The sequence below is a fragment of the Roseivivax sp. GX 12232 genome, from assembly GCF_021272185.1.
Taxonomy (GTDB): Bacteria; Pseudomonadota; Alphaproteobacteria; order Rhodobacterales; family Rhodobacteraceae; genus Roseivivax.
In genome coordinates this window covers 463,186-487,576 of record NZ_JAJSEC010000001.1, presented here as the reverse complement: position 1 = coordinate 487,576, position 24,391 = coordinate 463,186, and the positions used below count along the sequence as shown (strand labels likewise).

The 24,391-nt window shown below is 63.4% G+C and carries 21 protein-coding genes, 1 tRNA gene and 2 pseudogenes; 12 read left to right on the top strand and 12 right to left on the bottom strand.

Going from position 1 to position 24,391, the window contains the following annotated elements:
* Positions 1–83 precede the first annotated feature (83 nt).
* On the top strand, positions 84–971 hold the full coding sequence (locus tag LR948_RS02140; protein ID WP_232752282.1) for a formate/nitrite transporter family protein: 888 nt from the start codon (positions 84–86) through the stop codon (positions 969–971).
* 262 nt (positions 972–1,233) lie between these two features.
* Here LR948_RS02140 and LR948_RS02135 read toward each other — a convergent pair whose 3' ends face one another.
* The 8 genes from LR948_RS02135 to LR948_RS02100 all read right to left on the bottom strand — a co-directional run bounded on the left by LR948_RS02135 (position 1,234) and on the right by LR948_RS02100 (position 9,260).
* Positions 1,234–1,707 (bottom strand): hemerythrin domain-containing protein, encoded by a 474-nt coding sequence (locus LR948_RS02135; protein ID WP_232752281.1) that lies wholly within the window; start codon positions 1,705–1,707, stop codon positions 1,234–1,236.
* 1,017 nt (positions 1,708–2,724) lie between these two features.
* The gene (locus LR948_RS02130; protein WP_232752280.1) at positions 2,725–3,660 is read right to left on the bottom strand and encodes an AEC family transporter; all 936 of its coding nucleotides are present in this window, start codon (positions 3,658–3,660) and stop codon (positions 2,725–2,727) included.
* 19 nt (positions 3,661–3,679) lie between these two features.
* A complete protein-coding gene (locus LR948_RS02125; RefSeq protein WP_232752279.1) occupies positions 3,680–4,480 on the bottom strand; it encodes an MBL fold metallo-hydrolase in 801 nt (266 codons plus the stop codon).
* The gene (locus tag LR948_RS02120) at positions 4,477–5,280 is read right to left on the bottom strand and encodes a TatD family hydrolase (protein WP_232752278.1); all 804 of its coding nucleotides are present in this window, start codon (positions 5,278–5,280) and stop codon (positions 4,477–4,479) included. The genes LR948_RS02125 and LR948_RS02120 overlap by 4 nt, the downstream gene beginning before the upstream one ends.
* Positions 5,281–5,352: 72 nt before the next feature.
* The gene (locus LR948_RS02115) at positions 5,353–6,489 is read right to left on the bottom strand and encodes a DNA polymerase III subunit delta' (RefSeq protein ID WP_232752277.1); all 1,137 of its coding nucleotides are present in this window, start codon (positions 6,487–6,489) and stop codon (positions 5,353–5,355) included.
* A complete protein-coding gene (gene tmk, locus LR948_RS02110; RefSeq protein ID WP_232752276.1) occupies positions 6,486–7,127 on the bottom strand; it encodes a dTMP kinase in 642 nt (213 codons plus the stop codon). Before tmk ends, LR948_RS02115 begins: the two co-directional genes overlap by 4 nt.
* The gene (locus LR948_RS02105; RefSeq protein WP_232752275.1) at positions 7,127–8,293 is read right to left on the bottom strand and encodes a D-alanyl-D-alanine carboxypeptidase family protein; all 1,167 of its coding nucleotides are present in this window, start codon (positions 8,291–8,293) and stop codon (positions 7,127–7,129) included. The genes tmk and LR948_RS02105 overlap by 1 nt, the downstream gene beginning before the upstream one ends.
* A 67-nt stretch (positions 8,294–8,360) precedes the next feature.
* Positions 8,361–9,260 carry an SPOR domain-containing protein gene (locus LR948_RS02100; RefSeq protein WP_232752274.1) on the bottom strand — a complete coding sequence of 300 codons (900 nt, stop codon included), beginning with the start codon at positions 9,258–9,260 and terminating at the stop codon, positions 8,361–8,363.
* A 203-nt stretch (positions 9,261–9,463) separates the two neighbouring features.
* Between LR948_RS02100 and LR948_RS02095 the strand changes: the two genes are divergently transcribed.
* The 4 genes from LR948_RS02095 to LR948_RS02080 all read left to right on the top strand — a co-directional run bounded on the left by LR948_RS02095 (position 9,464) and on the right by LR948_RS02080 (position 12,925).
* Positions 9,464–9,553, top strand: a tRNA-Ser gene (locus tag LR948_RS02095).
* A 248-nt stretch (positions 9,554–9,801) separates the two neighbouring features.
* Positions 9,802–11,082, top strand: coding sequence for an AAA family ATPase (locus LR948_RS02090; protein WP_232752273.1), 1,281 nt, complete (start codon positions 9,802–9,804; stop codon positions 11,080–11,082).
* 229 nt (positions 11,083–11,311) lie between these two features.
* On the top strand, positions 11,312–12,079 hold the full coding sequence (locus LR948_RS02085) for a ParB N-terminal domain-containing protein (protein WP_232752272.1): 768 nt from the start codon (positions 11,312–11,314) through the stop codon (positions 12,077–12,079).
* A 213-nt stretch (positions 12,080–12,292) separates the two neighbouring features.
* Positions 12,293–12,925, top strand: a complete 633-nt coding sequence (locus LR948_RS02080) for a recombinase family protein (RefSeq protein ID WP_232752271.1) — start codon at positions 12,293–12,295, stop codon at positions 12,923–12,925.
* On the opposite strand, the gene LR948_RS02075 is transcribed toward LR948_RS02080, so the two are convergent.
* Positions 12,898–14,229, bottom strand: a complete 1,332-nt coding sequence (locus tag LR948_RS02075; protein WP_370634843.1) for a tyrosine-type recombinase/integrase — start codon at positions 14,227–14,229, stop codon at positions 12,898–12,900. The two genes, LR948_RS02080 and LR948_RS02075, sit on opposite strands and share 28 nt — an antisense overlap.
* Before the next feature lie 728 nt (positions 14,230–14,957).
* On the opposite strand from LR948_RS02075, the gene LR948_RS02070 reads away from it, so the two are divergent.
* Positions 14,958–15,983, top strand: coding sequence for a site-specific DNA-methyltransferase (locus LR948_RS02070; RefSeq protein ID WP_232752269.1), 1,026 nt, complete (start codon positions 14,958–14,960; stop codon positions 15,981–15,983).
* Here LR948_RS02070 and LR948_RS02065 read toward each other — a convergent pair.
* From LR948_RS02065 to LR948_RS02055, 3 genes and pseudogenes are all read right to left on the bottom strand, one after another.
* Positions 15,926–18,244, bottom strand: a complete 2,319-nt coding sequence (locus LR948_RS02065; protein WP_232752268.1) for a hypothetical protein — start codon at positions 18,242–18,244, stop codon at positions 15,926–15,928. The two genes, LR948_RS02070 and LR948_RS02065, sit on opposite strands and share 58 nt — an antisense overlap.
* A 567-nt stretch (positions 18,245–18,811) precedes the next feature.
* A complete protein-coding gene (locus tag LR948_RS02060) occupies positions 18,812–19,192 on the bottom strand; it encodes a hypothetical protein (RefSeq protein ID WP_232752267.1) in 381 nt (126 codons plus the stop codon).
* Positions 19,189–19,778, bottom strand: a pseudogene (locus LR948_RS02055) (zinc ribbon domain-containing protein); the annotation flags it as partial. The pseudogene LR948_RS02055 and the gene LR948_RS02060, both read right to left, overlap by 4 nt.
* Positions 19,779–20,077: 299 nt before the next feature.
* Between LR948_RS02055 and LR948_RS02050 the strand changes: the two are divergent.
* The 6 genes and pseudogenes from LR948_RS02050 (at position 20,078) to LR948_RS02025 (ending at position 24,297) form a co-directional block, all read left to right on the top strand.
* Complete coding sequence (locus LR948_RS02050; protein WP_232752266.1) at positions 20,078–20,284, top strand: hypothetical protein; 207 nt, start codon at positions 20,078–20,080, stop codon at positions 20,282–20,284.
* Between the two features lie 31 nt (positions 20,285–20,315).
* Positions 20,316–20,582, top strand: a pseudogene (locus tag LR948_RS18975) (DUF2793 domain-containing protein); the annotation flags it as partial.
* Positions 20,583–20,651: 69 nt separating this feature from the next.
* Positions 20,652–20,858, top strand: a complete 207-nt coding sequence (locus LR948_RS02040; RefSeq protein ID WP_232752640.1) for a hypothetical protein — start codon at positions 20,652–20,654, stop codon at positions 20,856–20,858.
* 15 nt (positions 20,859–20,873) lie between these two features.
* A complete protein-coding gene (locus LR948_RS02035) occupies positions 20,874–21,041 on the top strand; it encodes a hypothetical protein (protein ID WP_232752265.1) in 168 nt (55 codons plus the stop codon).
* Positions 21,042–21,523: 482 nt separating this feature from the next.
* Positions 21,524–22,384: a hypothetical protein gene (locus LR948_RS02030; RefSeq protein ID WP_232752264.1), complete on the top strand. Its 861-nt coding sequence runs from the start codon at positions 21,524–21,526 to the stop codon at positions 22,382–22,384.
* Positions 22,381–24,297, top strand: coding sequence for an ankyrin repeat domain-containing protein (locus LR948_RS02025; RefSeq protein WP_232752263.1), 1,917 nt, complete (start codon positions 22,381–22,383; stop codon positions 24,295–24,297). Before LR948_RS02030 ends, LR948_RS02025 begins: the two co-directional genes overlap by 4 nt.
* Positions 24,298–24,391 lie beyond the last annotated feature (94 nt).

The following is a 24,391-nucleotide window of genomic DNA, read 5'->3' as shown; positions in this document are numbered from 1 at the left end:
ACCTCCGGCCTGTTTCTCGGGTTCTGTCCTGAATGACCCCGGTATCCGCGCTGCGGGACCGGGTTTTTTGACGGGGACAGGAAATGACCGACAGGACCGAGGAAGAGCTGAAGCAGGGCTACGGCAATCCGCCGCGCTATTCGCACGAGGAATCGGTCCAGATCGCCCGGCACCGGGCGCTGGCGCCGCGCGCGGTCTACGAGGTCGTGGCGCTCGAGGGCCGCGAGGAGCTGAAGCGCCCGCTCTGGTCGCTCTGGTGGTCGGGCATCGCCGCGGGCATCGGGATTTCCTCCTCGGTGCTGGCCGAGGGTATTCTGCACAAGGTCTTCGAGGGCTACGCCTTCCAGGGCCCGATCGAGAACATGGGCTACACCGTGGGCTTCATCCTGGTGATCCTCTCGCGGTTGCAGCTTTTCACCGAGAACACGATCACCGTGGTCCTGCCGGTGCTGAAGGACCGCTCGCCCACGGTGTTTTCCTGCACCATGCGGCTTTGGGCGGTGGTCTTCGCGGCGAATCTGGTGGGCACCTTCGTGGTTGCCTTCCTGAGCGTGCACGGCGGCACGGTGGTGCCCGAATATGTCGACGGGATGATGAAGATCTCGGAGCACTTTGCCGAATACAGTGCCTTCGAGGCCTTCAAATACGGGGTGCCGGCGGGCTTCTTCATCGCCGCGCTGGTCTGGATGCTGCCGTCCTCGGAAGGGTTCGAGATCTTCGTGATCTTCCTCTTCACCTATCTCATCGCCATGGGCGAGTTCACCCATGTGATCGCGGGCTCCGCCGAGGCCTTCCTGTTGATGCTGGCGGGCGAGATCAGCGCCGGGAAGGCGATCTTCGGGCTGATCCTGCCGAGCTTCGCGGGCAACGTCCTGGGCGGGACGGGGCTCTTTGCGCTCCTGGCCTACGGGCAGGTGGCGCATGAGATCGACCCCGAGCTCGCCAATCCGCGGCGGCGGAAGAAGAAATAGGCGGGGCCTTGGGGCAGGGGGCGTGTGTGCTTCGGCCTCGGGTGGTTTGTGCCGGTCGGGGCTGCGTGGGGTGAGCCTTTCGCCGCTTCTGGAGCGCGCATGAAATCCAACGGGTGAGGCTTCGAGCTGCACCCGCCACTCAGCACCATTTTTATGAAAATCCTGCGCGCTCCCGTGCGGCGCATACAAAAAGCCCCGGCGCTCACGCGGAGCGACCGGGGCTTTGATGTCTCGGCGGGCAGGGGCGCGCGCGCCCCGCGTCTCAATCCTCGAGCGAATCCGCGCGTTTCTCGTCCACGAGGCCCAGCTCCTTGGCCTTGCGCGCCTTGAAGCGCTGGCCGTAGCCCTCAATCTCGTCCTCGGGGATCACCTCGCGGGCGCGGCCGAAGACCTCGTCTTCCTCCTCGTCCATGTGGTGCTCGTAGTCGTGCTTCAGCGTGTTGAACTTGTTGAGCCAGCCCGGGCTCGACATGTCCATGCCGTTCAGCTCTTCCATGAGGTCGTCCATCTCGGCGTGTTCCTCGACCGAGTGGCGGGCGGAATCCTGGCCCCAGGTCTTGGACATCAGCTTGGAGTAGAAGGTCTCTTCTTCCGCCGCCGCATGGCTCTTCACGTCGTAGAAGAACTCCTGCCAGGCCGATTGCCGCTCCGCGCTGTCGCCACTGGTGTCGGCGATCCGGGCGAGGAGCTCGCGGTGATGCGCGTGGTCGGCCTTGATGGCGTCGTAGATAGACATGGTGGCTGCGTCCTTGCTGGCTGGCGGGATGAATCGGTGCCGAGGCGCGCGGCCCTCCGGGCCGAGGTTAAGAAACCCGTCGGGTCGTGCGCGCATCGGCACCGGGTGAGAAACGTGAGACTCGCCCGCAGGTTCCCGGCAAAATTTTGCTGAGTGGGGGAAGGGGTGTTGGAGGACGTGGGGGAGGGGTGGTTGGCGTGGTGGAGGAGGGGTGTTGGAGCGGACTAGGGGGGCGCACACGCCGAGGAGTCCCTCAGGACTTCACGCGCGCGCCACACGGCCCGTGAGTTCCGCCTCACAGTCGCCACCCCACCGTCACACACGACGCACCCCATTCACACACAGCGCACCCCCCTTGCGCCCGAATAGCATCGAAGATGCCGGGCGCGCGCCGGACCGGCCCTATGGGCCGGCGCTCCTGGGGATGACGTGCACAGCTGAACGCTAGCCCTGACCTTGCTGGGATAAAGCGCACAGCTCAGGGGGGCGGCAGCGCCGGCCCCCGGTCCGGCGCGCGCCCTCTGTGGGGAAGGGTGGAGAACGGGAAAGGGCGGGTGCAGAGGTTGGGAGATTGCTCTCGGCTTCGGCCTGGTCCTAAGCGGATACACCGATCTTCCGAGCAATCCGCATCCCCACCGTCATTCTCCCCCGACCTTGGAACGCCCTGCGCCCCCTTGCGCCCGAATAGCACCGAAGGTGCCGGGCGCGCGCCGGACCGGCCCGATGGGCCGGCGCTCCTTGGGATGGCGTGTTTAGCTCACAACGAGCAATGACCTTGTTGGGATAAAGCGCATAACTCAGAGGTCGGCAGCGCCGGCCCCCGGTCCGGCGCGCGCCCTCTGTTGCGTGGGTTGAGAGCGGCGCAAGGGTGGGGGGAGAGGTTGGGTGATAGCACTCTTCGTCGGCCCGTTCCTAAGCGGATACACCGATCTTCCGAGCAATCCGCATCCCCACCGTCATTCTGCCCCGACCTTGGACAGCGTTGCACCCCTTCCGCGCTGCTCCCCCTAGCCCCCCTCACGGCAGCAGCGCCAGCCACAGCCATGTCGTCAGCACCGACAGCGCGGTCGCGATCAGCACCGAGGAGGCGGCCACGCGCTTGGCACGCCCGTACATGTTGGCGAAGACATAGGCGTTCACCCCCGGCGCCATGGCCGCGGTGATCACCGCCGAGCGGAACTCGTCCACGCTCAGCCCGAAGCTCGTCCCGAGCGTCCAGGTGATCGTCGGATGCAGCACCAGCGTCACCGCGCAGACGAAGGCGATGATCCGCAGATCGCCCTCGGGCTTGTAGCGCATCAGCACCCCGCCCATGCCGAAGATCGCCGCAGGCAGGGCGGTGCGCACCATCATGTCGAGCGCGTTCTCCACCGGGCCGGGCAGGCCGATCGAGAAGATGTTGAAGACCGCGCCCAGGAGGATCCCGATCACCAGCGCGTTGTGCAGCATGGCGCGCAGCACCTTGCCGGGCAGGGCGGCGGCCGAGGCGCCATGGGCATGGGCGCGGGCGATCTCCATGGCGGTGATGCCGATGCCGTAGCAGATCGGTGAATGCACCGCGATGATGGCGTAGTTCGCCTCGAGCGCATCGGCGCCAAAGGCCCGCTCGGTGATCGCGAGCCCCAGCAGCAGCGAATTGGCGAAGAGGCAGCAGAAGCCGATGGCGACCGAATCCTCCCAGTCGCGCTTGAAGAGGAAACGCCCGGCGAGAAGCCCCAGCGTGAAGCCGGTGATCGAGCCGGTGTAGAAGCTGATCAACAGGCCCGCGTTGAAGGACCCCTCGAGGTCCAGCGTCCAGATCGCGCGGAACAACAGGCAGGGCACCGCGAAGGTCTGGGTGAAATACATCAGCCCGTCGACGGCCTGCTCGGGAAAGACCTTCCGCCAGGTCGCGACATAGCCCGCGCCGATCAGGATGAAGACCGGCAGGATGACGTCGAGCAGCGCCTGCATTCAGCCCCGCGGGCCTCGGCTAGAGCGCATAGCGGATCACCATGCCGTCATAGGCCGGGGTGACGTTCTCGGGGGTCTCACCCGCCACCGTCTCGTAGTCGAGATCGACATGCATGTTGGTCAGCACCGCCCGCCGCGTGCCGGACTGGGCGATCCAGTCGAGCGACTGCGCCAGATGGGCATGGGTCGGATGCGGCTTGCGGCGGAGCGCATCGAGCACCCAGCAGTCGAGCCCCTGCAGCGCGGTCCAGGCCTCCGAGGGGATCTCGGAGACATCCGGCAGATAGGCCAGGTCGCCGACGCGGAAGCCCAGGGCGTCGATCGAGCCATGCGTGACCTCGAAGGGCGTCAGCTCGATCCTGCCGCCGGCGCCCTCGATGGCGATCGGGCCCTTGATCGTGTGCATGTCGAGGATCGGCGGATAGGGGCTGTCCTCGGGCTGCACGAAGGCATAGCCGAAGCGGGAATAAAGACTGTCCTGGGTGCCGCCATCGGCCCAGACCGGCAGCCGCGCGCGCATGTTGAAAACGATCATCCGCAGATCGTCGATGCCATGCACGTGGTCGGCGTGGGAATGGGTGTAGACCACCGCGTCGAGCGCCCCGACGCCCGCGTCGAGCAGCTGCGCGCGCAGGTCCGGCGAGGTGTCGATCAGCACCCGCGTGGTGCCGGCCTCGGTCTCGCGCTCGATCAGCATCGAGCAGCGGCGCCGCGCGTTGCGGGGGTTTTCCGGGTCGCAATCGCCCCAGAGCCCGCCCAGCCGCGGCACCCCGCCCGAGGAGCCGCAGCCGAGGATGGTGAAACGCAGCTCGCCCGTCATGCCGCCTCCGCCCAGGCCGCGGCCTTCCAGAACAGCCGCTCGAAGTTCGCCTCGGTCTGCGCGGCGAACTCGGCGTAGGAGAGGCCGAAGACCTCGGCCCCGACCTTGGCGGTATGCACGGTATAGCCCGGCTCGTTGCGCTTGCCGCGGTAGGGCGGCGGCGCGAGATAGGGGCTGTCGGTCTCGACCAGGATGCGCTCGGCGGGGGCCTTGGCGAAGATCTCGCGCAGCTCGGTGCTTTTCTTGAAGGCGGCGATGCCGGACATCGACAGGTAGAAATCCATCTCCAGCGCCCGTTCGGCCAGCCGCGCGCCGGAGGAGAAGCAATGCATCACGCAAGGGTAGGGCTTTTTCGCGAAGCCCTCCTCGAGGATGTCGCCCATGTCCTCGTCGGCGTCGCGGGCGTGGATGATCAGCGGCAGGCCGGTCTCCTGCGCCGCCTCGATGTGGATGCGCAGCGAGCGGCGCTGCACCTCGGCGCTCTCGGCGGTGTAATGGTAGTCGAGCCCGCTTTCGCCGAGGCCCACGAACTTCGGATGCCGCGACAGCGCCACCAGCTCCTCAACCGAGGTCAGGGGCTCATCGGCGGCGCTCATCGGGTGGGTGCCGGCGGCGTAGAAGACCGACGGGTTCGCCTCGGCGATGGCCCGCACCTGCGGCTCCTGGCGCAGCCGGGTGCAGATCGTCACCATGCGGTGCACGCCGGCCTCATGGGCGCGGGCGATGACCGCGTCGCGCGTTTCGTCGAAATCGGGAAAGTCGAGGTGACAATGGCTGTCGGTGATCCTCGGCACGCTCATGGTCCGTCCTTTGGGCTGCCTGCGGCTCTGCCCCCGCATATCTAGGATGGGGCAGGGCGGGTCAAGGCGGGGTCAGGCGCGGATGCGGGCGGCGGTCTCGCGCAGCTTCATCACCGTGTCGAAGACCAGCGAGGCGGGATCGACATTGACCGCGCGCCCGTGCCGGGCCCGGTCGCCGGCGACCTGGGCCAACTCGGCCCAGGCGCGGCCCGCGGCGGGCGAGGGGGCGAGCCGCTGGAAGACCTCGGCCTCGCCGGGCGCGGCGGGATCGCCGGGCGGATGGCCGGTCACCCCGGTCCGCGCGAGCCGCAAAAGCACCGTGTCGGTCAGCGAGAAGAAGAGGTCGAGCCGTTCCTCGCGCCCGCGCTGGGCCAGCGCCTCGGCCAGGGCCAGCGCCTTGGGGCGGTCGAGGTCGGGCAGGCTGCCCAGGACCTCGAGGAGCCGCTGGTAGAGCGCCAGCCCCTCGAGCCCGACAAGCCGCATGGCCGCGCCCACCGAACCGCCCGAAAGCGCCGAGAGCGCCTCGGCCTCGGTCGGGGCCAGCTCGGCGCCCGCGAGGTCGAGCGCCGCGCGCATCTCTTCGGGGCCCAGCGGGCTGAGGCGCAGCTCGCGGCAGCGCGAGCGGATCGTCGGCAGGAGCCGCGAGGGCTGGTGGCAGACCAGCAGCATGGTGGTGCGCGCCGGCGGCTCCTCCAGGAGCTTCAGAAGCGCGTTGGCGGCGTTCACGTTCATCTCGTCGGCGGCATCGACGATCACCACCCGCCGGCCCCCATCGGCCGCCGAGAGCGAGAAGAAGGACTTCAGCTTGCGCACCTGGTCGACGCGGATCTCGGCGGCGAGCCGGTCGCCCTTGTCGTTGGTGCCGCGCTTCAGGACGAAAAGCCCGGGCTCGGCGCCCGCGAGGCTGCGGCGCATGACCGGGTGATCGGCGGGCAGCTCCAGGCTTTCCGGGCGCGGCGGGGCGCCGAAAAGGCCGTCGTCCTCGCCCGGGTCGGGGGTGGCCAGCAGGAAGCGCGCGATGCGCCAGGCGAGCGTCGCCTTGCCGACCCCGCGCGGGCCCATGAGCATCCAGGCGTGATGCAGCCGCCCGGTGGTGAAAGCGTCGAGGAAAGCCTGCTCCGCCGCCTCCTGGCCGATCAGCCGGGGCGTCTCGGCGGGATGCGGGGCGCCCTCGACGGCGGTCGGGTCGGGCAGTTGGGGATCGCTCATGCCGGGGTCTCGAGGAAGCTGTGCGCGATGCGCGTCACATCCGCGCCGATCTCCTCGGCCGGGCGGGCGCCGTCGATCACCCGGAAGCGCCGGGCGCGGCGGGCGAGATCCAGGAAGCCCTCGCGCAGGGTGGCCTGCAGTTCGAGCCCGAAGCTCTCGAAGCGTTCCTCGGCGTCGGGCCGGGTGGTGGCGCGTGCCAGCGCGGCCTCGGGGTCCATGTCGATCAGGAAGGTCAGATCCGCCTCGATGCCGATCATCATGGCGTGCAGCGCATCCACCGTGCCGCGCAGCGCGCCGCGGGTGATGCCCTGGTAGACCCGGGTGGAATCGACGAAGCGGTCGCAGATCACCACCTTGCCGGCTTCGAGCGCGGGCTGGATCGTGCGCTCCACGTGGTCGCGCCGCGCGGCGGTGAACATCAAGAGCTCGGTCTCGGCCGACCAGCGGTCCGGGTCGCCGTTGAGCAGGAGATTGCGGATCTCCTCGGCTCCGGGGCTGCCGCCGGGCTCGCGGGTCAGCACCACGTCGCGGCCCGCGGCGCGCAGCTCCTCGGCCAGGCGGCGGGCCTGGGTGGACTTGCCGCTGCCGTCGATGCCCTCGAAGGTCAGAAAGGCGCCGCGCGGGCCGGTTGGCACCATCACATGACGTCCTGCGGCTGCCCGATGCGCTTCAGAAGGACGCCCGCGACGGTCATCACCCGGGTGACGAAGCCCGCGCCGGGCACCGCGGCCTCGGCAAAAAGCGGCACCCGATGCTCGGGCAGGCCCTCGGGGCGCACGATCAGCTCGGCGAGCTGCTGGCCTTCGGTGATCGGCGCCTGAAGCGGGCCGGTGTAGACCACCTCGGCCTCGAGCGGGCCGCCGGTCAGCGTCGGCAGGAGAAGCGTCACATCGCTTTCGGTGACCAGCCCGACGCTTTCGCTGGCGCCCATCCAGACCTCGGCATCGGCGACCGAGCGGCCTTCCTCGACGATGGTCTTCTCGGCGAACTGGCGGAAGGCCCAGTTGACGATGGCCTCGCTTTCCTCGGCCCGCGCGCGCTGGCTTTCGAGGCCCGAGATCGCGAAGATCACCCGGCGGTCGCCCTGCTTGGCCGAGCCCACGAGCCCGTAGCCTGCCTCTTGCGTGTGGCCGGTCTTGAGCCCGTCCGCGCCGATCCCGAGCCCCAGAAGCGGGTTGCGGTTCGAGACGTTCTGCGGCGCGCGGCCGTCGAACTCGAAGCGCTGCTCCTCGAACATCTCGTAGAACTCGGGGTAATCCTCGATGATCCGGTTCGACAGCAGCACCAGGTCGCGCATCGACATGCGGTGGCCCTCGGCGGGCCAGCCGTTCGAGTTGCGGAAGGTGGAATTGGTCATGCCGATCTGCTGGGCGCGCCGGGTCATCAGCTCGGCGAAGCCGCGCTCGGTGCCGTTGGGCGAGAGCGCCTCGGCGATCACCGCGCAGGCGTCGTTGCCCGAGAGCACGATGATCCCGCGCAACAGGTCGTCGACCCGCACCCGGTCGGTGGTGTCGAGGAACATCGTCGAGCCGCCGTAGGACATCGCGTGTTCCGACACTGGCAGCCGTTCGTCGAGGCTGAGCCGCCCGTCGCGGATCGCCTCGAAGGCCATGTAAAGCGTCATCAGCTTCGACATGGAGGCCGGCGGCAGCGCCTCGTCGGGGTTCTTGGCCAGCAGCACCGTGCCGGTCTTCTGGTCGAGCACGAAGGCGGCGCGCGCCGAGGTGTCGAAGGCCAGCGCCCCCTGCACGGAGAGGACAAGCGCCGTGGCGGCGGCAAGGAGGATCTTGGCGATCGCGGTCATGGGGCAGCTCCGCAGGCTGGAGTGGATCGGAACGATGCGGCGGCCCGGCGCGCGCCGGACCTGGCGGTCAGTTTGACACCGCATAGGCGTCGGTGAAACCCGATGCCTTGATCTTTGCAAGCAGGGCGTCGATCTCGTCGCGGGTCTGGGCCGGGCCGACGACGACGCGCCAGAAGGTCTTGCCCGAGGATTCCTGCTTCTTGACGGTGGGCACCATGCCCTCTTGCCGCATGGCGGTGGCGGTGTTGCGGGCGTTCTGCTCGATCGAGAAGATGCCGATCTGCACATACGGCTTCGACAGCGCCGAGGCCTGGGCGCGCGCCGGGGCCGGGGCCTCGGGCGCGGGTGTCGCGGCAGCGGTCTGGGTCTCTGTCTCCGCCGCGGGGGCGGGCGTGTCGAGCGCCGCCGCGGCACCGGCGGCCACCGGGTCGAGCGTCTCGGCCTCGATCTCGCCCGCCGCACTCAGGGCCTCGCCGCCGGTCGGCGTCGCTTCATCGGCGGGGGCGGGCGTCTCGGGCCCCTCGACCCGGCGCAGCGCCACCACATGCAGGGTCACCGGCGCGCCCGCGAGCATGTTCAAGGCCGCCGCCGCGTCCGAGGAGACCTGGATGCGCGGCCCCGGCGTCTCGCGCTCGCGCTTGAAGAGCGCGCCGATCACGTATTGACCGTTCTTCTCGTTGCGGATGATCACGCGTTCGGGCTCGGTCACGTCGGGATGCGCCACCCAGACGCCGCCGAGCGAGGGCCGCCCGTCCCAGAGGCCCGCCTCGCGGACCTCGAAGACCTCGGGCGCCTCGACGTCGCGCGCGCCGGTCGCCGCGCGGCTGACTTCGTCGCCGCCGGCCTCGGCGGTATCTGTGCCCGGTTTCAGGAAGCCCGGCATCGCCGCGCTGTCGCAGCCCGCGAGCGCCAGAAGCCCCAGGCCCAGCGCCGCCGCGCCGCCGATCCGCGAGAGAATTTCCGCCATGTCCCCGCTCCGCCTTGCCTGTGCCGCGCCTCGGGTCTTGCCTGCCCGGATCGCGGCCGCGTGCACGGCACATCTTGTGCCGCAAATGCGTCGTGAGCATAGCCGCGCCCGCCCGCCAAGAAAAGAGCGCGCCGCCCCATCGGCGATTTTCCCCGCCGCGGCCGCTTTCAGAATCGCGCGGGCGGGGCTAAGCGAAGGCGGCCGGAGGAGTGGCAGAGCGGTCGAATGCACCGGTCTTGAAAACCGGCGTGCGTGAAAGCGTACCGTGGGTTCGAATCCCACCTCCTCCGCCATATCGGGGCGTGCCCTTCAAGGGTTTGATTTTGATGGGGAAATGCTGGGCGCGGTTTGCGTCCCCACACACGCTTTCCACACACGTTTTCAGCCCACGATCACCGGCCAAGTATGGGGCCTTACGTCGTCAAAAGACAAAGCACGCTCTGGAGGAGTGGTGGCTGGTTCGCCAACGGAGGCGAAATGTAGTATTTTATACAACCTATAGTTAATCATGATTCGGTCGAACGCCGAGGCAGGTGAGCAGATGTCGCGAAGTCACGTTTTAGAAGCAGGTGAAGCGGAGTTCGCCGAGCTACTGTTCGAGGTTCTTTCGCCCTCCAGGCCATTGCAGTCAGAGGAACTGCTGAGAGGTCGAAGCGAACAACTACGCGGCATCGAGACAGCTCTGTACGCACCAGGGCGGCATGTTTTGATACACGGGCTGCGCGGGGTCGGGAAATCCTCTCTCGCTCACACAGCCGCATACAAGCTTTCTCGAGGTGGCGATCCTGTGATCGTGGGGTGCGATTCCTCCAGCACTTTCGGCTCAATAGTCAAAGAGCTTTATGAAGAAATGGTTGGCAAGCATCCATCCATACGCGAGGAAATTAAGAAACGCGGCTTTAGCATGGGGCCTGCATGGCTAAGAGCTGAGGCGGCTTCGGAAACTACTGTAGACGCCCCGGACGAGCCGCTGTCCGTCAATAATGCTGTGCGTTTGATCGAGGTGCTTGTAGAGAAACAGGGAGGTACACCAGTATTCGTGGTGGACGAGTTCGATCAGATTACCTCGAAGACTTCTCAGAAAGAATTTACGAACCTGATCAAGCAGGTGGCCGATAAGTACGTCAACGCGCGTTTCATATTCTGTGGAATTGGGGAGAGCGTGGAGGCCATCATGTCAGCGCACGGGAGCGCGGACCGTTATTTTCATGCAGTCGAGTTAGGTCAACTGCCGTGGGAGGCCCGGGACGAAATTGTCGTAAACGCCGCGAAAGCGCTCGGCATACATATAGACCGTGAAACCAATATACGCATTGCGATGATCAGTGATGGTTTTCCACACTATATTCACCTGCTTGCGGAGAAGCTCTTCTTGGCTGTGTACCGAGCAAATAACGCTGGAAGAGTGACGCCTGAGCTATTTGATCAAGCGATGGAGGAGACGGCGCGATCGATGGACATGAAGTTGAGGGGCCCTTATGAGAAAGCAACTGAGAAATACGGTGACTCATATGCGGCCATTCTTTGGGCCGCAGCAGACGGCCATCAGCTGAAGCGACCGAGCAAACATATCTACGAGTCTTACAAACGGATACAGCTCGAACGGGGTGTCGATCCGCTGCCACGTGATAAGTTTAGCCAGTATATCAACCGCCTGAAAAAGCCGTCGCACGGTGAAATACTGACTGGGTCAAGACAGGGCTGGTACGAGTACACGGAGAAGATGATCCGAGGCTACGTGCGCCTGAAGGCAGAACTCAACAGTGTAAGACTGCAGTCAGACCATCCGCTGAGCCGGAGCCTGAACGCACTACACGGTTGAAGTAGGCTTTGTTGCAAGGGGGCACCGTGGATTGTGTTAGGGCCCACCATTGAAGAGACAGCGACGATGCTCACGGCAATTTCTAGCTGTGGAACGCGCCGTTGTGGTCTCCTCGGTACCTCTTGAAGGCTCCGAAAATCCCGAACTGACCGCGAGAGCTGCGGCCTGCCTGTGCAGGCCTTGAGGGGTGCATTTGCACAGTCTCAACATCAAAACTGAAGAACCAAACATGCCCAAGAATCGATTTGAACTTCCGCGCCCTGAGCGTAGGAGCATCCGGCTCGCTGACATCCAAACAGATGAAGACAACTTCCAGCCTCGCTTTGGAGGGGCTCGCAACGACCATATTGCCCGCCTTGTGGATGCGATAGGCCGTTCAGGACAGCTTGATCCAATTGCCGTGTGGGAGGATCCTGAAACTTCAGATAAGTATGTCGTGGCGGATGGCCACCATCGACTTGAAGCTTACAGGAGGCACAAGGGCTACGACAGAATAGTGGCGGAAGTGTATCGTTGCGACAGTTCTACCGCGAAGCTGCTTTCTGTTCAGGAGAACACCAAGACAAGATTGGCGCTGACATACCAAGAAAAAGCAAATTGGGCGTGGAGGCGAACGTGCGAGGGTGGATGGAGCAAAAAGCAGCTGGCCTTGGTAAGTGGAATAAGTGAGCGCACAGTTGGCACGATGCGTAGTCTCAAGCGAAAGCTCATAGCCATGGATGAGGTTTTGCCAGACAGCTGGCTTGAAGCACGCGACATCGCAAACGGCACGCATCGAGAATGGACGGATCAAGAGCGTGAACAGCGGATAGAGGAAGCGGTCGCAAAGGCGGACGAGAAATATGGCGCAGACCTCGCAAGCTTGTGTCAACGATTTCCTGATGCAGCTGCGGAACTGCTGAGGCGCTGTGCTGGGCACAAATTGGAGGCGATCGCGGACAGCCTCGGCTACCAGCCTTTGATGGAGGATATCGACCTGGACGAGTTTCCGTTCTGATGAGGCCTGGTCGGTTTGCAGATGTTCACGGCGCAAACGTCTGAGTACCCCAAAATGCAATTGGAAGCGTCGAATTATCCCCCCATGGGTGTCCCTTTGGGTATAGCCCAGCGTACGCCTGCGTAAGCAGCGGAAAGGCTGTCCGTAAGGGTTGCTTTCTCCTATCGTACACTAGAATAATCGGACAGCACCCTTACGGACGCTGGAGGTAACATGTCCCAGACCATTCTCTATGCTCGCGTCAGCACGACCGAGCAGACCCTCGACCATCAGATCACGCAAGCAGAGGCCGCAGGTTTCCGCATCGACGAGGTCGTTGCCGACCATGGCGTGTCCGGCGTCGCCACGAAGCTGTCCGAGAGAGAGCAGGGGAAGCGGCTACACGATAGGCTGAGACGAGGCGACACCTTGGTCGTGAGGTGGGTGGACCGACTTGGGCGTGACTACCAAGACGTGACGGATACGATCCGCGAATTCATGCGCCGTGGGGTCGTGATCAGAACGGTCATCAACGGTCTGACCTTCGACGGTGCTGCCACTGACCCCATGCATGAGGCTGTAAGGGACGCACTGATCGCCTTCATGGCAGCGACAGCCCAAGCTCAAGCCGAAGCGACCAAGGAAGCTCAGCGGGCCGGAATTGAGGCTGCGAAGGCGGACGGGAGCAAGTACCGAGGCAAGAAGCCCAGCTACAGCCGGGAGCAGCTTGCAACGGTTGAAGCGATGCTGGCCGATGGTGCTGGCACCACACCAATCGCCAAAGCGTCAGGTCTTTCCCGCCAGACAGTCCTCCGTATCAAGAGCGATCCTGCGTCAGCTCAAGCAGCACTCGCTCGCTGGGAGTGATCTTCGCCGGTGGCAAGCCTTTGGTGGGCGAGGAAGTCGATACACGTGGCGTTCAACGGATAGCTCACCTTGGCAAGCGCATCACTCAGAACGTTGAGCGGAGCGCCTCCCGAGTAGAGGCCGTAAGTCATGGTTGGGATGTCGTGGCCAAGGATACGAGCGCTGATCGCTTCGGGAACCTGTTCCGCATCGAGTTGGGTTGCGACGGTCTTTCGGATCGAATGAAAGACTTGGCTCGGACCATATCCCAACCGTTTCTTGAGCCTGCCGAACCTTTTTCCAACAGCGTTTGACCGGTCACCGTATTTGTTGGTTGTCAGACCAGGGATGACGTACCCGTCATGGCTATCAGCGCACGACGCCTTGAGCAGGTCTGATAGCTCGGGATGAACCGGTACATCTCGTATCCCAGCCTCGGTCTTTGCATCTACGATTGATAGCTTGTCTTGGGTCACATCCTCGACTCGCAGAGCGCATATCTCCTCGATACGGCAGCCTGTGTACATCCCAATTGCGATGAGCAACGCAACCTGTCTATCCCCTTCAGCGAGGCTCTCTGCCAGCAGACGGACGATATCCTCTGTAGGAAATGGACGCCGCCTGTCTGCGTGATGAGCTTTGCTGTTCTTGGGGCGTTTCTGAACGAGACCTCGGAATACGTCTGGGTGGAGTTCTACAACGCCCCGGCGATGGAGGTACGACCAGTAGCCGCGACACGCGGATATGATCCTACGTATGGTCGAGGGCTTGAGGCTTTCTTGCTGTTGCAGTTCGTCCGCCCAGCGCTGAAGAGAGCGCTCAGATAAGTCCTTGGTCAGCGGGAAACGCTTCACGAAGCGGCGGAGATCAGTCCTTTTCATATCCAGCGTCTTCGGCTCGTTGGAGAGCGTCAGAAGCCACTCTGCGACGTAGCTTCCGGTCTCCTTGAGGCGTCCTGTTGCGAGACCATATGCCCGTGCGCCGTCTCCCGGTCGCCCAGCGTCCATTTCAACGGCAACGTCGTGCAGGATGGTCTCCACCTCCCAACGCTCATCTGGGTCCTTTATGCTGTCGAGGTGTTCTTTCCAGCCCTGAGCCGTCTCAAGTACCTCTCTGGTCGCCTGACGCGTTCCAGTGCGAGCATCTTCGATTTCGGCCTTCCAGCCTGAGATCACAACGCCGACCAGCCTCTCTGCGTCGCTCAAGCGCTCTGTGCGAAGACTCTGCACAAAGCGAGCTTTTCCGCCAAAGGCACCGCGTACATCACGAGGGATATCAAAGACGGCATACCAGCGACGACGCCGCCGTTCGAGATAGCGAGGCATACGGTCTCCCCCACACGTTTACCACACACAAATCTCCCACCAACGAGCTGAGATGCAAGGGAAAAAGGGGGGCCAGATGGAGGGGCGGAACATCCCACCTCCTCCGCCAGCTAGCCCCCACGAAAGCGTACTCCCGATCCGGCCGCGGCCGGATTTTTTCGTTGTATTCGAGGGTTATGCGGGAGGGGCTGAGCACTGGCAGTGGCACCGGGTGGCCCGGAAGCAGTCTCTAAGGGCCGATGCTCTCCGGACCCCATGACTGCGCCATTTTGGCGAATTTCTCATAAGCCAATGTAGGTATTGACAAAATTCAAGCCGTTGAGATTGCTCGGATTGGAGTCGCGTTTGCGTCTGCCACGACCGGGTTCGGATGTTCTCAGGCTATGGCCTTTCCGACGTCGGCTTCCGGTGCCCCCAATCGGGCATCAGTGGCTCGGGTACATGGCAGCACTCGTTGGTGCTGATGCAGCCCTGAGCCAGTTGCGCAGGGGGCGTGGCAACGAGCGCATCTGACCAGATTTCGGAGTTTACGGCAGCTGGCACCGTATATATTGTGGTCGAAAAGCCTACGGAGACAGATTCACGACATGACGGGATGGGGGAAGACACACGATGTAACAATCGCTACGGAGCTCAGGAAAGGGCGCCGAGCGTCGACACCGGTCTACGAGACGGACCTCGGAGCCGCCTACTGCGGTGACTCCCTCAAGGTGCTCAATAGCAGGCCCATGCAGGAGGAGCGAGGCAAAGTCCAGCTCGCGTTCACCTCCCCTCCGTTTCCTCTGAACACTAAGAAGAGCTACGGCAACTTGCAGGGGGAAGACTACATCCGGTGGTTCGCCAAGTTCGCTCCCCTTCTGCGTGATATGGTAACGGAGGATGGCTCCATCGTCATCGAGATCGGCAACGCCTGGATGCCGGGCCAGCCGACGATGTCCACGCACGTCTTGGAGGCGTTCCTGCGCTTCCTCAAGAAGGGCGACCTGCACCTCTGCCAGGAGTTTATCTGGTACAACCCCGCCCGGCTGCCATCGCCGGTTGAATGGGTGAACAAGGAGCGATCACGGGTCAAAGACGCCTTCACCCGCATCTGGTGGATGTCCCCAAATCCGCGCCCGAAAGCCGACAACCGGAAGGTGCTGCGCGAATACAGCCCAAGCATGAAGCGCCTAATCGAGACCGGCAAGTACAACGCCGGGGCCCGGCCGTCCGAGCACCACATCGGCGCGGAAAGCTTCAAGGCGGACAACAATGGAGCGATCCCGCCAAACGTCGGTGGCGTGGACGCGCTCCCCTCTATGGACGGTGTCATCACCCCGAAGGGTTTCGCGGAGTACCTCGTGGAGACAACCAACCTGCTGAAGGCGGCCAACACGCTCTCCAGCGACGGCTACCGCAAGTTTTGCCTTGACCGTGGTGCCCCAGTCCACCCCGCGCGGATGCCATCCACACTGGTTGAGTTCTTTGTCAAGTTTCTTACCGACGAGGGCGACCTTGTCCTAGATCCGTTTGCCGGCAGCAATACCACTGGGGCCGTGGCGGAGGGCTTGGGTCGCCGCTGGCTGTCGGTCGAGGCGGATTGGACCTACGCGGCTCACTCGATCGGACGCTTCAAACCGGACTCGGTCACAGCGACGTGCGAGGGCTTCCAAGTTTCGAAGGTCGAGCAGGAGCCCTCGCAGTCCGTCGACGACGGTCAGGCCACCGCCGCGTCGTCTGTGTCGTCTTCGGAGATGCCACTCTTCACCTCCTGAGCTGCCATCATGGCCGCCATTGCCGCAAGCCGGCAACGCTCTTGGCGGCCCATCTCTGCCGCGACCTCCTCGTCGGCGACTTCCTCCGCGGAGGCCTCCTCGTCCTCGTGCTTGAGCAGCGCGTGCACCGCCAGCCAGAGCTTGTACCGCTGCTCGAAGGATAGGGCCATCGCCGGGCTTCGCTGCTCCAGCTTTCGCCTCTCATTTGCAAACCTGGGGAAGGCCGTGGAGTAATAAACGATGAGGACGCCCTCCGAGGTCATCTCAGCCGAACTGGCGTGCCGACGCACGTCCCTGTCTTCCGCGTCGCCCGCCACGTAGAGCCAGTTCTCGTCGTCAGGTCCCCCGACGGGCTCGAAACGAAACTGTGGGAAGGGGTTCTTCCTCTGCCCCTCTTTGGGCTTCGGTTGCTCAACGATGGAATACTCCCGCTCGTCGCTCAAGGTCGTTGCTCCCGGCCGGTAGAGTTCGACGCGGATGCTGCCCGAGCTGCCGAGTGCGATTTCGGTCTTGGCTCTCACGCCGATGCGGAAGCGGCCTCCAATGATCGGGCTCGTGGCATAAACTCCGAGATCGTCGCCCACGATGACGTTCAGCCTATTCTTCGCGGGATCGTCCGGGTCGTGGTAATCGGAGTTCGCGTCGGTCTCGAGGCGAACCATGCGCCGTTGTCCCGCGTGGAACTTGATCGGCTTGTCCGGGTCTGCAACGATCCGCACAAAGGTCGGAGGGTCACTGGGCTCGATCGGCTCTGGCGGCTTAGACTCGCCTCCGCCGCCTTTAGGCTTGTCGTCGCCCGCGTTGGAGGCGGCCGCGCCGCCGACCTCGGCCACGGCCGGACCGGTAATGCGTAGCAGACGAGCCACTTGCCGCTGGATCTGCTTCTCTGCCGCGTCGTCCTTGTCGCGAAGGCTTTCGTCGCGGGCCTTCTCGTTAAGGCGGCGCAACTCGTCGTCCGCCTTCAGCAGGCTGATGATCTCCTCCTGAATAGTGCTCTGGATAAAGCCTTCTCGCCACTGTTCCCGCGTGGAAGAGAACAGCATCCGCTTCGCCTGTGGGGAGAGGCGGTCGCAGTTCACGTGAACGATCAGGCGCCCCTGCTTCTGAAGGTAGAACAGGTCGGCGTCTTTCTGGATCAGGCGTCCCGTGATCTCGCCCTGATTCTGACCGTTGTGCGTTAGGACGATGGGCTTGGTATTGTCGACGAAGGCCCGCGACGGAGCCTCGTTCGAGGGCTTGCCGTCCTTTTTCAGCTTTCTGGAGAGGACCCAGTATTCGACCCCGATCTCCCCGTGGTCGCCGAGCGAGACGTTGAAGGTCGGGAGTCGGTAGTCGATATCGGGCCCCTTACCGCTGCCCTCGTCTCCGTCGTCCACAGCGCCATTCAGAGCGTTCCGTGAACCTTTGATCGTCCGGTTCCAGCCGTGAACCTGGTTTTCAAACCGGATGGGCGCCACAGGGTCGAATAGGACCCGCTGGAGCGCACCGTAGAGGCTCTTTGGCCCGATGGATGATGTGTAGCCAGACAGGTCGTAGCCAAAGTGCTTCACCACCGTCCCACGCTCCGGATCTCCGTCGCGCGCTTTGGCGACAAGCAACCCACCGTCCCGGGTGAGGTATACATATCGGCCCGTCTTGTACTGATCAGCCGGCAAGTCCTGATACCAGATCACCGTGAAAGCAATTTCGTCGGACTCGGCGGCGCGGGAGACGATCAGTACATACTTGGAGAATACCAAGGTGCTCGAACCACCCTGTCCGTAGGTTCCGGCAAGGTAGTGCTTCTGGATCTTATTGCTCTCATTAAGGCTTAGGATCGTGCCTTCCATCTGGTCCGGTGCGATCCCCGTACCCCTGTCGATCACGGTCAGGAGCCGAGATTGCCAACCTTCAGCCTCCTCAAGGCGAACTACAGTCTCAGCGGCAAGCCGCTGCCTGTCGCCTGGGCCGAGCGCGGACAGCCCCCCTTTCATTGGTACTCCCAGCCAGTGGGCCGCAGCCTCACGTGGTGAGCCGCTCTTCGGTTTGCCGCCGTGCTGGCTATGCTCGTACTCGAGGATCGCATCGTGTGCGTTCGTTACCCGTTCGATGGCGGAACGAGCCGGGTCGCTTGCGACCTCAATCGCACCACGGTTGTTGTCTCTCCGACCGAAAGGTACGAGGTCGACATTCGGGTTTTCCCTGTAGTCCGCCAAAGCCGCTCTGACTTCCTCCACGTTTTCGGCGGCGATGAGCCGGTCCAGGAACTCTCGGTTATCCATCTGCTCCTCCCCACTTACAGCTTGATCTTCGCGCCGAATTTTCCCTTGGGCGAAGCGAAGCCCGCCTCGGCCTCGGACACAGCGTCCTTGTGCGCTTTAATGACCTTTCGAACCTCAGCGTCGTCCCATTCGTAGATCGAGCGGTTCGATAGGTTTCCAATACGCCCAATGGCATCGAGAGCCTTGTTGGTCCGGCTCTCTGCGAGGTCGGGAAACTTCTGATTGCTTGGCGCTCACGCCGCTGGTTTCGTGGCTGCTTCCATCCATGTTCGCCTCCTTGCGAAAGCGATTCCGTCACATATGCGACGGCCTGACAATCGAAAAGCTGCGCACTAGGGCGCATTTTGTCAATCATTATGGCCAATTATGTCTTCAGACATGCTTAAATCTATTAGGGAGTAATGCTGAAATAGTGGTGAATATACTACTTGAAGTGAGTCAAACCCCATCACGAAAAGGCGCGCCGATTGCGCCCTAAGTATTGGCTTGAATTTAATAAGTTGGGGGTGGGATTGGTGCTTGCTACGCTCTCAGCGCTTGGAGTAGGGCCGTCGGCTCACACGTGCCTCAGCCCCTTGTGAACTGTCGTTTCCACTCCACGGGCAACGGCTCTAGCACCTGAGCGAGCGTCACCTCCAGCCACTGCTTTCCATCCAAGATGCCCTCGATGATGCCAGGCGCGAGCAGTGTGAGCCGCAGAACGCAGGTCATGTAGGAGGGCGCGATGCCCTCCCGTCCGGCCAGTTCGCCGATGGTGGCGTATTCGCCCGAATCGAGCATCCGCTTCCATCGGAACGCACGGGCCAGCGCCTTGATTAGCGTGCTGTCCGTCCGGCGCGGCTTCTTGGCGCCCTCGGGTAGCTGCATTTCCTTCCGCCCGCCGCGCTTCCCCAGGCGGAACGGGACATGGAGCGTCACAGTCTCCGGGATCGGCGTGCTGCGGGTCATGCGGCCGCCTCGATGCCGCCAGCTAGCATCTCACGCGCGAGGCTACCGAGCCCGTCGACGTAGAGCCGTACGTGCAGGTCGTCCGAACCGATGTCGACGCGCTCGACCAGCAGCGCCACGATGCGGGCCTGTTCGGCGGGGAAGAGTTCGTCCCACAGCCGGTCCAATTGCTGCAGAGCTGCGCGGCGTCGGCCTCGGTGATGTTGTCGGCATGGGCGCGCGCCGCCTTCTGCGTTCCCGCCACGATCTCGGGCTGGCGGAAGGCGGTGCGCAGCTGGTCGATGACCGCGGCCTCGATCTCGCCCGCAGGCACACGTCCGACTGGGCACGAGCCGGCGCTGTGCTTCAGCACTGTCTGGCTGACATAGTAGCGGTAGTGCCGGTCGCCCTTGCGCGTGTGCGTCGGGGAGAAGGCGGCCCTGTCCGGGCCGAACAGCAGTCCCTTCAGCAGCACATGCGTCTCGGCGCTTGTGCGGCCGGCGCGTTTGCGCGGTCTCCCCCGCAGAGTGGCGTGGACGCGGTCCCACGTCTCGCGTTCGATGATGGCGTCGTGCTCTCCGGGGTAGCTGTCGCACTTGTGGACCGCCCCCAATTGTGTGCCGCCGGCGCGCGAGTGGTGGTGCTCCATGACAGTCTCGCCTAACTGCCGGCCGCAGAGGAAGATCTCGGCATCCCGTGGAACTGGCGCATTGGCCTTAAAAGCCAGTCGGTCAGCGACGAGACCTATGTGGTGCAGGCCTTCACGCCCGACGGTGCCGGGTGCGACCCTTCTCCGTAGCGCATGTCGAGCAGTCATGGCTCACGCCGCCTGTGCCCGGCGATCTCACCATCCGCTTGACCCTCCGGTCCCGCGCGCTCTCGACCAAAAACTTGGGCGGGCTTGAGATGCCGCTCAGCGAGGAACGGGAAGCCTACGAAGTCAAGATTCTCGACGGCGCGACCGTCAAGCGGGTGCTGAGCGCATCAATCACCAGCATGGTCTACACGTCTGCCGACCAGACCGTCGATTGGGCTGCGCCGCTCGGTGCCGGCGACACGCTCGACCTTCGCATCTTCCATCTCTCTGCCCTCATCGGGCGGGGTGCGCCGTAAACTGTCACGCTCACATTCTGAAGGCTTTCCCATGACCGACGCGATGACATATCTTCTACTGCCCTACATCATTGCGGCGCAGGCTCAGAAACACGTCACCCATAACGAGGCGCCGCGACTGCTCGACGGGCTCGTCCAACTCTCGGTTCTTGAGCGCGACATGACCGCGCCGCCCGCCAGCCCCGCCGACAGGGACCTTTAGATCGTCAGCTCGGGCGCGACCGGCGACTGGGCGGACTGGGACCTGAACGTCGCGTTCTGGACCCACGGCGCGTGGCTGCGCCTGCCACTCCGAACCGGCTGGCGCGCACGGGTCGAGGACGAGGGCCTGCTGCCGGTCTATGACGGTGCAGGTTGGATTGGCACATTGCCCGCAGCGCTGCAGAACCTCGTGTTGCTGGTGCTGGGCTCCACGGGGGACGCATCGAACCCGTTCTCGGCCAAGCTGAACGCCGCACTCTGGACGGCAATGGCCGTCGCCGAGGGCGGCACCGGCGATCTGTTCTACACCATGAACAAGGAAATGGCCGCCGACGATCTCAGCCTCACGCTGCAAACCGGCTTCGTGGCTTAGGTGCTGGTGGGCCCGTTGGGCTCCGACAAGTTCCGCCTCGCGGTCTCGGCCGATGGCAGCACCTTCTTCGACGGGCTGAGCGTCGACAACGCCAACGGCATCGTCGACCAGCCCCGGCTGCCACGGTGCAAGACCTGCACGAACTACGACGACCATGTCGGTGTGGGGGGGGCTTGGACGTAGATCGATCTGAACAACAATGACTACAACTACCAAGGTGTGTTCGACGCCGGAACCAACCTGTTCACGGCCCCTTGGACGGCACATACCTTTTGGGCGCGACGCTGCTCTGCTAGATCAATTCCAGCACCTCGGCTCGGATGCGCGGGCGGCTCGTGCTGAACTGCGTGACCGAAATCCGCGGCTCAATCGCCGAGGTCAATGGCACGTATGTCTCGGAAGTCACGGCCCTCTGGCTGTGGACGATGGTGGCGCTGACGGCAGGTGATGCCGTCGGGCTATAGGGATATTTCCGCGCGCATGATGGGCACTTCGCGGGCGATCACACGTCCTTGTGGGGCTGCAGAACAAGGTGGGAAACACAGCCACACCCTTGGAGCATTTAGAATACCCCGAGCAAGCGACGGAGTTGAAAATAACTCAAAACCTGCGCTAACCTCTGTTATATTCTTTCTGAGTTCTGAACATGTTTGAGGGTTGGATCTTTGCAAAGCATCATGTTTGCTGGAGCGTTTATACTTTTTTTCGCAGCAATTTCTGAGGCTAGTGAGTTAATTGTTCCAGAAGGTGGTCGGGTTGAATTACCAGCTGGGCTAGCTGAGATTAAGTACGAATTCCTAAGCCTTGGCACCAATGCATCGCTGGTAATCCCGCAAAGTTATGCCGGCAAATCGTTGACGGTGCGCGTAAGTCGTTTTGAGGCGTCGAAAGGTTCCGCCATCTATCAGATGTTCGACCGGCGCGCGAAAATGGGGGGGCAAGGTGGTCAGGGCGGGCAGCCCGACTACGGCCAGAAAGGTCAAAAAGGCGGGAGTGGCAGCCCAGGGGCCGAGGGGGCGGACACCGTACAGTTGACGCTGGAACTGGGCATCGCTGCAATTGACGGTTTAAAGGTCGTCTTGCGTTCGCAAGCAGGGGGCCATGGCGGTCAAGGCGGTAAGGGCGGTTTAGGCGGCGGATCGCGATGCGGCCTTTCGCGAAGCAATGGAGATCCCGGCGGCGATGGTGGCATCGGTGGAGACGGCGGTCCTGGTGCAGCCCCCGGCAATGTGCGCCCGCTGATAGTGCGCTGGTGGCCGGTCGACGATGCCATCCCATATTTTCGAAATGGGCAACCCGTACAAATGAGCTTAAACTTGCAATCAGGTCAAGGTGGCTGGGGCGGACCCGCGGGCATTCCCGGAGACGGCCACGGCGGCCGTAGATGCGGCTGTGTCTTCGGGGAATGCGCTTGGGAAGTGCCGTCAGGCGCCGCCGGTACGGAATTTGGCGCCGGGGGTAAGCCTTACACGGCAGCGGGAGCGATCACCCAGCCGCAATTCCAAGCTCTGGCCTTCGCACAATGACGCGCTACGCGGGAACCGTTCTGGCAGCCGCCCTTGTCGCCACAACCGCTGCGGCGGGTGTCGATGATCTCGGTATCCAGAGCCGAGTCGCAGAAGATGGCCTGACGGTGGAATTCGTCGTTTCCAACCCTGATCCCGTGACCTATCGCTGTTCAAGCATTCACGTGGACACCCTCTATGGCGGTGGGAGCGGCATTCCGCCAGTCGGTCCACTTTTTTCAACGGTCGAAGACGTTGTGATCGCTGCGCAGCAGATCGGACAGGTGTTCCGTCAGAACGACGCGGATGTCGCCGCGCTGCGCACGCAGTTCCCTCTGATCGAGTCCGTCTCGAGCCTTGGGCAGATAAGCCAGTTCTGCAGCGCGGATAGCGAGCGCTTTGTTGGTGCGCTGATCCTCGATGATCAATCTGGGTGCGGAGACGACAGGACGCTCTCGAAAATATATAGCGTGAACACGCAAACTGGCCGTCTTTCGGCCATGGCGCCTCCGGCGGTTTGGCAATTTGAAAGCGCCCGGGTCTGGTCCTCGCAAAGTCTGCCAATCGCTTACGCGCTCTATGCAAAAGGCCAGCAGCCGGTCCTGCACGCCTTGGCGCTGACCCAAGGTGCGCTTGCGCCCCGCGGACAACTGTTCCTTCCCGAGGCGCCGCGGATGACGGATGCGAACGGTCTCTCGCAATCAGTGGATCTGGCGGGAGCAGCTTTTGTCGGATCTTGGCTTGCGTTAGTCTATTCGCCCTTTCCGTCGCAAGCTGCGCGGGCGTCAAACGTGGTGATCGACTTAATTTCCTTGGATTCCGAGACCGGCACGCCGGGAGCCGCAGAGCGGATCACCTTGACAGCGGCTCCCTTCGCCGGCATCGCAAGCGAACTCTTTGTGGCCACAACGATCGCCGGCGAGCTCTCGCTGTTTCTCGTGCCAGTGCCAGTTTACCCAAACAACATAATCGGCGGTGTTCCGATCTTGTCAGAAACGCCAGTCGACGAGTTCGAGGACCTGCACGGCCGGCTTTTCACGACTGCGAAGACCGCTTTGCGGATCGACGTCTTTCAAGACGACGACGGCCCTCCTGCCTTCGCCATTCCGCCGAATGATGGGCCCGTGCCGTTCCCCGACTGGACGGCGACTTTCAACGACGCGATGGCGTTGAAAGCTGGGCGACTGCCAGAGCCGTCCGCGCATACTCGAATTGCTAATTACGCCCTTGCCCTCGCGCCAGGAAAGGGTCTCAGAGATCTGCAGCTTCTTGTGTTGCAGAATGATGGTAGCCTGCCGGTTCTCTCGGATCGTGATGCCGGGTTCTGCGATGCGCGCGTGCTGGCTGTTGTACCGCGCGCCGATGGAATGGGTGCAGCGGACGTAAACGCAACGGATGCCTCAGGGCGCAGCCTTCTGCATTACGCCGCGACGCGCGGGAACCTGTCTAAGGTGGCGGTATTGATCGCTCGCGGCGCCGATGTGTCATTGGTCGACAACGAAGGCTTCACGCCTGTGATGCGCACGGTCGCCGGCAACCATGGCGCGGTGCTCGACCTGCTACTGTCCGAAGGTGCAGATACAGCACGCGACGTGCCCAGCCCGTTCGGCCCACCGACGTCTTTTGCCTTCTTTCTGGTCAGCCAAGCCTGTGACACATGCCTTGAACCACTCGAGAAAGCAGGCATATCCCTCGACCCGTTGGAAACACCCCAGGGCAGGCTGTCTCTAGAACAGACGGTGTGTAGCCAGGCGATGTTTGGCCGCGCAATGTTAAGCCGGCGCTTTCCATCCGACGAGATGTTGCAAAATATGCCCGCGAACCTACGCGAAAAACTCAAGGCAGAGCGCGAAGCTTATCTGGCTCTCGATACAAAGGAAGACAGACTCGATCGCATGATCAGTGCGCTTGGTCTCTCCTGTCCGGCGCGGTGAACCACACGTGACTATGCCAACCGCACTCCGTCGGACCCTTTGCAGCGGCCTGCTTTTCCTCTGGTCCAGCATGGCGGAGGCGGATCCATCAAGC